At 64.5% G+C, this 671-nt stretch carries 1 protein-coding gene; it reads left to right on the top strand.

The window, feature by feature from the left end; genetic code table 11:
* The coding region (locus AQJ91_RS48000; RefSeq protein WP_267891331.1) for a non-reducing end alpha-L-arabinofuranosidase family hydrolase at positions 1 to 671 on the top strand (671 nt) is incomplete at both ends.

Genomic DNA, 671 nt, shown 5'->3' with positions numbered 1-671 from the left:
ATGGACCGGCCTGTCCGGGGCGAGCAACGCGTGTGCTCTTCCGTCGACGTACCGGTGGACCTCGACGGGTCCGTTGGCGGAGCCGGCGAACGGGCAGCTCGCGCTGAAGGACTTCGCCACCGTGAAGTACAACGGCCAGCACCTGGTCTACGCGACCACCGCCAACGAAAGTGGGTGGGGCTCGACGGGGTTCAGTCCCTTCACGAACTGGTCGGACATGGGGGCGGCCACCCAGACCCAGATGAACGACGTCGCGGTGGCGCCCGAACTGTTCTACCTCTCAACCAAGAACATCTGGGTGATGGTGGACCAGTGGGGTCAGTGGCCGTTCTACTACCGCACGTCCAGCGACCCCACCAACCCCAACGGCTGGTCCGCCCGGCAGCCGCTGTTCACCGGCAGCCTCCCCCCGAACCCCGATCCGGACAAGCACGACGCCCCGCTCGACGCGACCCTGATCGCCGACAACCAGAACATGTACATGTTCTTCGCCGGTGACAACGGCAAGATCTACCGGACGAGCATGCCGCTCGAGAACTTCCCCAGCAGTTTCGGCTCCTCGTACACGACGGTCATGAGCGACGAAACGGACCTTCTGTTCGAGGCGCCGGAGGTCTACAAGGTCCAGGGCCGGGACCAGTACCTCATGATCGTTGAGGCGCAGGGTTCGA

The organism is Streptomyces dysideae (genome assembly GCF_001514305.1).
Classification (GTDB): domain Bacteria; phylum Actinomycetota; class Actinomycetes; order Streptomycetales; family Streptomycetaceae; genus Streptomyces; species Streptomyces dysideae.
The sequence above is the reverse complement of the archived record's forward strand: the minus strand, read 5'-3'. Positions and strand labels throughout refer to the sequence as shown.